General features: G+C 29.0%; 5 protein-coding genes, 3 tRNA genes and 1 other annotated feature. Of the genes, 7 read left to right on the top strand and 1 reads right to left on the bottom strand.

Annotation, left to right across the window (positions count from 1 at the left end; all coding sequences use genetic code 11):
- Window positions 1-263 precede the first annotated feature (263 nt).
- The 7 genes from greA to murD all read left to right on the top strand — a co-directional run bounded on the left by greA (window position 264) and on the right by murD (window position 6074).
- A complete protein-coding gene (greA, locus tag KQI16_RS12175) occupies window positions 264-737 on the top strand; it encodes a transcription elongation factor GreA (RefSeq protein ID WP_216434791.1) in 474 nt (157 codons plus the stop codon).
- Window positions 738-762: 25 nt separating this feature from the next.
- Window positions 763-2268 carry a lysine--tRNA ligase gene (gene lysS, locus KQI16_RS12170; protein ID WP_216434789.1) on the top strand — a complete coding sequence of 502 codons (1506 nt, stop codon included), beginning with the start codon at window positions 763-765 and terminating at the stop codon, window positions 2266-2268.
- 162 nt (window positions 2269-2430) lie between these two features.
- A tRNA-Asn gene (locus tag KQI16_RS12165) sits at window positions 2431-2505 on the top strand.
- Window positions 2506-2533: 28 nt separating this feature from the next.
- Window positions 2534-2608, top strand: a tRNA-Asn gene (locus KQI16_RS12160).
- A gap of 27 nt (window positions 2609-2635) precedes the next feature.
- A tRNA-Asn gene (locus KQI16_RS12155) sits at window positions 2636-2710 on the top strand.
- 173 nt (window positions 2711-2883) lie between these two features.
- Window positions 2884-3052: a binding site (T-box leader), on the top strand.
- Between the two features lie 42 nt (window positions 3053-3094).
- Complete coding sequence (locus KQI16_RS12150; protein WP_216434787.1) at window positions 3095-4486, top strand: glycine--tRNA ligase; 1392 nt, start codon at window positions 3095-3097, stop codon at window positions 4484-4486.
- A gap of 211 nt (window positions 4487-4697) precedes the next feature.
- Window positions 4698-6074: a UDP-N-acetylmuramoyl-L-alanine--D-glutamate ligase gene (murD, locus tag KQI16_RS12145; RefSeq protein ID WP_216434785.1), complete on the top strand. Its 1377-nt coding sequence runs from the start codon at window positions 4698-4700 to the stop codon at window positions 6072-6074.
- A 65-nt stretch (window positions 6075-6139) separates the two neighbouring features.
- On the opposite strand, the gene KQI16_RS12140 is transcribed toward murD, so the two are convergent.
- Window positions 6140-7156: a DUF5050 domain-containing protein gene (locus KQI16_RS12140; protein WP_216434783.1), complete on the bottom strand. Its 1017-nt coding sequence runs from the start codon at window positions 7154-7156 to the stop codon at window positions 6140-6142.
- Window positions 7157-7633 lie beyond the last annotated feature (477 nt).

Here is a 7633-nt window from a genome sequence, read left to right as displayed (position 1 = left end):
AGGTGTATCTATATACATGGCCTACGGCCTTTTTCTCTTCCAAAATTTCAATAAAATAGAAAAAATCTAATTTCCTATAAAGAAAAAAGCTTTACTGGAAATTAGATGCGAAATCTCTGTATTAAAATAAGTTTAGTTGACATATATGTAATTGCTGTTTTATAATGTTTAGAATAATTTAATCAAATAAATAATACTATAAAATTAAGCAAAATATTAAGTAAAAACAATAAAATTAAGAAGAGTTTGAAGGGGAGAAAATCATGAGCGAAAAAAAGTTTTTAATGACATATGAAGGAGTTAAGAAGTTAGAACAAGAATTAGAATATTTAAAAACTGTAAAAAGAAAAGAAATTACAGAAAAAATTAAGGTTGCATTAGGTTATGGAGATTTAAGTGAAAACTCAGAATATGATGAAGCAAAAAATGAGCAAGCTTTTACAGAAGGTAGAATTGCTCAATTAGAAAATATGTTAAAGAATACTCAAGTAGTTGACGAATCTGAATTACCAAATGATGTTGTAGCATTAGGAAAGACTGTAAAAGTTAAAGATTATGAATTTGATGAAGAGGTAGAATATACAATAGTAGGTTCAGCAGAAGCAGATCCTATGAGTTTTAAAATATCAAACGAATCACCTGTTGGTGCGGCTTTATTAGGTAAAAAAATTGGAGATGAAGTTGAAGTTGTTGTACCAGGTGGTATTAATAAGTTTAAAATTTTAGAAATATACTAAAATATTATAATAAGGAGGATAAAGAATGTCCACAGAAGAAATAAATATAGAGGAATTAGAATCTAAGTTTAGTGAGCAAGAGGCTTTAAGAAGAGAAAAGTTACAAGAGCTACAAGCACAAGGTAAGGATCCTTTTGATGTGTACAAAGTAGAAAGAACACATATGTCTACAGAAATAAAGGCAAATTTTGAAGAGTTAGAAGAAAAAACTGTTACTGTTGCAGGAAGAATAATGTCTAAAAGAGGTCAGGGAAAGGTTGTTTTCTCTGATATACAAGATAGAGATGGAAAAATTCAATTATTTTTAAAGATTGATGTTGTTGGAGAGGAAAACTTAAAAGCTTATAAAAACTTTGATTTAGGAGACTGGGTAGCTGCAACTGGAGAAGTATTTAAGACTAAAACAGGTGAAGTATCAATAAGAGTTACTGAATTCCAATTAATTTCTAAATCTTTAAAACCATTACCAGAAAAGTGGCATGGATTAAAGGATCCTGATTTAAGATACAGACAAAGAGAAGTAGATATGATCTCTAACCCAGAAGTAAAGGAAATCTTCAAAAAGAGAGCTGTAATACTTAAGAGTATAAGAGAATTTTTGGATAATAGAGGATTTATAGAAGTTGAAACTCCAATGCTATCACCAATTGCTGGTGGGGCATCAGCAAGACCTTTTATAACTCACCATAATGCTTTAGATATAGAGATGTATCTAAGAATAGCACCAGAATTATACTTAAAGAGAGCGATAGTTGCTGGTCTTGAAAGAGTATATGATCTGGGAAGAACTTTCAGAAATGAAGGAATGTCTGTAAGACATAACCCAGAATTTACAATGATAGAACTATATCAAGCTTTTGCTGATTATAATGATATGATGGAAATATGTGAAAATTTAATTGCTACAGTATGTGAAAAGGTAAATGGAACTACTAAAGTTACTTATCAAGGAACAGAAATAGACTTTACTCCACCATTTAGAAGAATTTCTATGGTAGATGCAGTTAAAGAATATGCTGGAGTAGATTTTAATGAAATAAAAACTGATGAAGAAGCTCAACAAATAGCTAAAGAAAAGAACTTAGAGTTTAAGAAGGATTTAAAACATGTAACAAAAGGTGAAGTATTAAATATGTTATTTGAAGAATATGCTGAAGAACATTTAATACAACCTACTTTTGTATATGATTATCCAGTAGAAATATCCCCTCTAACTAAGAAAAAGAGAGGAAATGAAGCCTTTACTGAAAGATTTGAAGGTTTTGTTTATGGAAGAGAAATATGTAATGCATATTCAGAATTAAATGATCCTATAGTTCAAAGAGAAAGATTTAAGCAACAAGAAAAAGAAAGAGAACTAGGAGACGATGAAGCATACGTTATAGATGAAGAGTTTATGAGTGCATTAGAAACAGGTATGCCTCCAACAGGTGGATTAGGAATAGGTATAGACAGATTAATAATGTTCTTAACAGATTCAGCATCAATAAGGGACGTTATTATGTTCCCAACAATGAAACCTTTAAAATAAATTTAATATAAAAATTAATTTATGGTAAAAGAGTTGAAAAGGCTATATTACTAAGCTTTGTTCAACTCTTTTACCTTTAAATTTTTATGTAAATATATTAAAAATAAAAAAAGTGCTTGCAAAATAAAAAAAAGTTGATATAATAACTAGTGTAGTAAATGTTCCGTGGTAGCTCAATGGTGGAGCACTCGGCTGTTAACCGATAGGTTGGAGGTTCGAGTCCTCTCCACGGAGCCATTTTAATTTTAAAATTAATTTATAATATTCCGCGGTAGCTCAATGGTGGAGCACTCGGCTGTTAACCGATAGGCTGGAGGTTCGAGTCCTCTCCGCGGAGCCATTTTAATTTTAAAATAATTTACAATATTCCGCGGTAGCTCAATGGTGGAGCACTCGGCTGTTAACCGATAGGCTGGAGGTTCGAGTCCTCTCCGCGGAGCCATTTTAAAAAGCTTTTATAAATATAGATAAAAAGTTCTATATTTATAAAAGTTTTTTTATTTAAGTTGATATTAATAAACTTACTAAAACTTATTTAAAAGCTGATAATTATTAATTGATTTGGGAATTCTATTGACATAAATAAAGCTTTTGATAAAATTAATATATAATTTAATAAATACGGTGAGAAAGAAGAGTAGGCTTATAGCTTTTTTTAGAGAGACGGTGTATGGTGCAAACCGTTAAAAGTATAAGTTGAAGGGAGCTTTTGAGTATTAAGTTTTGAGAAAGTTGGGCTAAAGCCAAGAAGGGTGGAACCGCGGAATTAAATTTCGTCCCTTCAGGTTTTGGGCTTTTTTTATTTTATAGAATTGGAGGTATTAAAATGGCTGTAGAAAAAACTATGGAAAAAATCGTTTCTCTTTGTAAAAGTAGAGGATTTATATTCCCAGGCTCAGAAATATACGGAGGTCTTGCAAATTCATGGGATTATGGTCCATTAGGAGTAGAATTTAAGAATAATGTAAAGAAGGCTTGGTGGAAGAAGTTTGTACAAGAAAGTTCATATAATGTAGGGGTTGACTGTGCAATACTTATGAATCCAGAAGTTTGGGTTGCTTCAGGTCACGTTGGAGGATTTTCAGATCCTTTAATGGATTGTAAGGAATGTAAATCAAGATTTAGAGCTGATAAGCTGGTAGAAGATTATATGACTGCAAATGGAGCAGAAGTAGCTAGTGCAGATGGATGGAGCAATGAACAATTAAAGGAATTTATAGAAGAGAATAATATAGTTTGTCCAAAGTGTGGAAAATTAAATTATACTGAAATAAGACAATTTAACTTAATGTTTAAAACTTTCCAAGGAATAACTGAGGATTCAGCAAGCACAATATATCTTAGGCCAGAAACTGCACAAGGTATATTTGTAAATTTTAAGTCTGTTCAAAGAACTTCGAGAAAAAAAGTTCCATTTGGTATAGCTCAAATAGGAAAGTCTTTCAGAAATGAAATTACACCAGGTAATTTTACTTTTAGAACAAGAGAATTTGAGCAAATGGAATTAGAATTCTTCTGTAAGCCAGGTACAGATTTGGAATGGTTTAATTATTGGAAAGATTACTGCTGGAATTTCCTATTAAGCTTAGGAATGAATAAAGATTCTTTAAGAATAAGAGACCATTCACAAGAAGAGTTATCCTTCTATTCAAATGCAACATCTGATATAGAATTCTTATTCCCATTTGGATGGGGAGAATTATGGGGAATTGCTGATAGAACTGACTATGACCTAAATAAACATCAAGAACATTCTGGTCAAGATATGACTTATTTAGATCCTTCAACTAATGAAAAGTATATTCCATATGTTATTGAACCATCTCTTGGAGCAGATAGAGTTGCTTTAGCGTTCTTAGTTGATGCTTATGATGAAGAAGAATTAGAAGGTGGAGATAAGAGAACAGTATTACATTTACATCCAGCTTTAGCCCCATATAAAGCTGCAGTATTACCACTTTCAAAGAAGCTTTCAGATAAAGCTTTAGAAGTATATTCGCAATTAAGCAAGAAGTTTAACGTAGATTATGATGAAGCAGGAAGTATAGGAAAGAGATATAGAAGACAAGATGAAATAGGAACACCATTCTGTATTACAATAGATTTTGATACAGAAAATGATGGATCAGTTACAGTTAGAAATAGAGATACAATGCTTCAAGAAAGAATTAAGATTGAAGACCTAACTGCTTATATAGAAAAAAGTTTAGAGTTTTAATTAAATAATGGTCTGCCTTAAAATATAAAAAAATTTTAAGGCGGCCAATTTTTGTATTTTAATATTTTAAGTGATATAATTAGCTAGAAAATGGACAAAATTAAGATAGATTTTAATAATCTGAAGTCCTACATTATACATTAAAAAGTGCTTCGCACTTTTTGATATTAGAATTAATATAATGTTTTATATATTACTTTGGAGGAATATGATGAAAAAGCAGTTTAGTGAATTTAAAGAATTTATAAAAGGTAAAAAGGTAGCAGTTGTAGGTATAGGAGTTAGTAATATACCTTTAATAAGATTTTTAGTTAAACTTGGAGCAATAGTAACAGCTTTTGACCAAAAAACAAGAGAGGAATTAGGGGAAGTTGCTGATGAATTTGACAGTTTATCAGTTTCCTTGGAATTAGGGGAAGGATATTTAGATAGGTTAACAGGTTTTGAGGTTGTTTTTAAAACTCCTTCAATGAGGATAGATTCAGAAGCTTTGGTAAGAGCTAAAAATGAAGGGGCTTACATAACTTCTGAAATGGAGGAGTTTGTTAGATATTGCAGAGGTAAAATTTTTGGAATAACAGGAAGTGACGGAAAAACAACAACAACAACAATAATATCAAAATTATTAAGTGAAGCAGGATATAAAACTTGGGTTGGAGGAAACATAGGAACTCCTTTATTTGCAAATGTTGAAGATATAAACGAAGAGGATATGGTAGTTTTAGAATTATCAAGTTTTCAGCTTATGACTATGAGTTTACCTATAGATGTTGCAGTTGTAACAAATTTAGCTCCAAACCATTTAGATATGCATAAGGACATGCAAGAATATATAGATGCTAAAAAGAATATATTTTTATATCAAGATAAAAATGGACTTTTAGTTGTAAATAGAGAAAATGAGATAACTCATAGTTTTGTTAAGGAAGCTAAGGGAAGAGTTTTAGAATTTAGTTCAAAAAGATGTATAGAAGATGGAGCATATTTTAAGGATAATACTTTATTTTTACAAGATAAAGAAGTATGCAATAAGGATGATATTGTAATAAAGGGAATTCATAATATAGAAAATTATCTTGCAGCCTTTTTGGCGGTTAAAGATGATGTTTCAATAGAGGTTATGAAAAAAGTTGCTCAAACTTTTACAGGTGTAGAGCATAGATGTGAATTAGTGAGGGAGATAGATGGAGTTAAATATTATAACGATTCAATAGCTTCAAGTCCTACTAGAACTTTAGCTGGTCTTTTTGCTTTTGATAGAAAGGTTATATTAATAGCTGGAGGATATGATAAGCATATACCTTTTGAACCTTTAGCTGAAGAAGGACATTCATATATAAAGCACTTAATTCTTCTTGGTGCTACTAAAGACAAGATTAAGCATGTTTTTGATAAGCTAAAGGAGGAAAAGGGAATTGAGATTCCAATTACAATTGTGGATTCTTTAGAGGAAGCTGTTGAAAAAGCTAGAGAAATTTCAGAAGAAGGAGATATAGTAACATTATCGCCAGCTTGTGCATCTTTTGATATGTTCCCTAATTTTGCAGTAAGGGGTAATAAATTTAAAGAAATAGTTAATAAGCTTTAGTAAATAATTATAAACAATAGTACCTGTGTTTTTAAACACAGGTACTATTGTTTATAAGATTAATTTTATTCTATATTCAATACTTGAATTCCATTAAGATTTGCTGCTTTATCAATAAATATTTTTTGTTTTGTAATGAAGTAATCATTAATAAAATCAGATAATACTAAGCTTGTTTCAAATTTTTCTTCGTTATTATTCATGCTTAATGAATTCAAAGAATTGCCACTATTACTATTTATATAATAAATTTTGTTATTATATTGTTTTAAATTTTCTCCTTTAATATAAGAATATTGGGTTATTTTATTTTGAGATAGATTTAAGAAACAAAGAATATTATCGTTGCTGCTATCAAAAAATAATAAGCCATTACTGTAAGTAATAAAACTATCTACAGAGACATCTGTTAATTTAATATTAGAAGTTCCATCAGCTTTTAGTGCATATAATTTGGAATTATCATCTAAATTTTGATAGAAAATAAAATTGTTATTAAAAATGAATTTTCCTGCTTTATTATTTGAAAGTAGTTTTTTATTTTTTAATTTAATATCATAAGAATAAATAAGTTTGTCTGATGAATTTATATAATATAGATATTTATCGTTAGAAACTAAGTTAATAGCAACATCATCATTTAATTTTGAAATAGTATCTTTTTCGTAGTTAAAACTGTAAATGCCTCTATCCTTTTGAGATGCTGATGAAAAATAAATTATATTATTTATGCTTGTAATATAATTTATTGAATAATCAAAAGAGTTTATTATGTAAGTATCATTTATATATGTATTATCATAAGGAATTTCAGCTACAGTCAACTTATTATCATTTTTAGGATTTGAGAAAAATAATAAATTTCCTAAATATAAAAATTTATTAGGAGTTAAAGTTTCGTTAGAAAGACTGATATTTTTATTAGTTTCTTTCTTATTATTTATATTTGATGAAATTATATTGTTAGTTTCTTGATTATTAGTTATAGAGGATGAGTTGTTTTTAGTTTCTTCTGGATCTTTTGAACAAGCTACTAAAAGAAGGCTTGATGCTAATAATAATAAAAAGGCTTTTTTGAACATAAATACCTCCTGCTTATTTTTAATTATATATTCAATTTTAAAGTATAAATTTTGTTAAGTAAAATAAAATATTATTTTTTTAATCAACCTTTCCTGGTGTGTTACTATAAGAAATTGTTAGAAATATAAAGAAAAATATAGAAAAGTAATAATAATATAAATTAATTATGCAATATTACAAATTAAGAATTTATTTTACATGATATTATAAATAACGTCCTCGAGATGAGGAAATAAAAATTAAATAAATTAATACGAAAAATGTTGACAATTTGAACATTAAGTGTTAATATAAAAAAGCGGTCGATTTGAGCGCAATATTTATTTGAAAATAGATCTTTGAAAATTGAACAGAATATTAAGTAAAGATAAACCAGCAATTCTTTTGAACGTCTAAGATTAACTCAAAGAAATTTGAGACAGATTAAACTTTTTAGTGAGAGTTTGATCCTGGCTCAGGACGAACGCTGGCGGCGT

Origin of the sequence: Caproiciproducens sp. MSJ-32, from assembly GCF_018918055.1 — a bacterium.
In the GTDB taxonomy this organism is placed as follows: domain Bacteria; phylum Bacillota; class Clostridia; order Clostridiales; family Clostridiaceae; genus Clostridium.
The sequence above is the reverse complement of the archived record's forward strand: the minus strand, read 5'-3'. Positions and strand labels throughout refer to the sequence as shown.

Excerpts from the sequence above, each read along its gene's own strand:
- murD (WP_216434785.1), top strand. The coding sequence starts at position 4,698 with ATGAAAAAGCAGTTTAGTGAATTTAAAGAATTTATAAAAGGTAAAAAG.
- greA (WP_216434791.1), top strand. The coding sequence starts at position 264 with ATGAGCGAAAAAAAGTTTTTAATGACATATGAAGGAGTTAAGAAGTTA.
- lysS (WP_216434789.1), top strand. The coding sequence starts at position 763 with ATGTCCACAGAAGAAATAAATATAGAGGAATTAGAATCTAAGTTTAGT.
- KQI16_RS12140 (WP_216434783.1), bottom strand. The coding sequence starts at position 7,156 with ATGTTCAAAAAAGCCTTTTTATTATTATTAGCATCAAGCCTTCTTTTA.
- KQI16_RS12150 (WP_216434787.1), top strand. The coding sequence starts at position 3,095 with ATGGCTGTAGAAAAAACTATGGAAAAAATCGTTTCTCTTTGTAAAAGT.